Origin of the sequence: Chitinimonas sp. BJB300 (assembly GCF_002735695.1) — a bacterium.
Classification (GTDB): domain Bacteria; phylum Pseudomonadota; class Gammaproteobacteria; order Burkholderiales; family Chitinimonadaceae; genus Chitinimonas.
Genome location: NZ_PDZH01000351.1, coordinates 1 through 682, shown reverse-complemented (window position 1 = coordinate 682; position 682 = coordinate 1). Strand labels below are relative to the sequence as shown.

Genomic DNA, 682 nt, shown 5'->3' with positions numbered 1-682 from the left:
AATAATTGGTATTGGCACTTTAGCTTGCTGTATTAAACGAAAAATATACTGCGTATAAGGGCTTAAGCTGAGACATAAATCGCAATAGTTACTTTGCTTTACCACTGTACCGTTTAACCAGCTTATGCTTTAACAATTCCGATTCATGCACCCGTAATACGAGGTCTGCATGTTCCTTGAGTCGGGAAGAAAAACTACGGCTTTTTTCATCCTCTGGAGTGCCGTTAATAAATTCAACGGAAATGACATGCTTGCCCTTGGCTTTGGCATGGGCAATGGAGGGAATGGCATCCGCATCGCCTGAAATAAGTACCGCTACATCGTAATTGTCCTGCAAGGCGACTAAATCCACCGCAATGGAAGTATCGAGCCCTTTTTCCTCTACATACTTCCTCAGGAAATTAACTTTCCAATGGCCGCATTCAATGATGTCGATTAAATCGGTAGAGCCGCGCACCGCTTGATAAAACCCTTTCATTTTTTCCAATGAATCAACTTTGGCGTTGTACCAACTCTGAAAATTGGCAAAAAAAGCCTCCCACGCCAACGTTTCTTAGTCCTTGCCCTGGGTATTTTTTTGCTTGGCATATTGCCGCCAGTATTCTTTGGTATCCCGATCTTTTAAATAGGCGCTCTTTAAGGCAGCCTGGGCCTGAAATTGGGATAAATCCCAATTATCGAT

At 43.0% G+C, this 682-nt stretch carries 1 protein-coding gene; it reads right to left on the bottom strand.

The genetic code is table 11. The annotated features are described in order from the left end of the window. Positions 1-88: 88 nt before the first annotated feature. Entirely contained in the window at positions 89-547 is a 459-nt protein-coding gene (locus tag CSQ89_RS21795; protein WP_099408007.1) for an NYN domain-containing protein, read from the bottom strand. Positions 548-682: the final 135 nt, after the last annotated feature.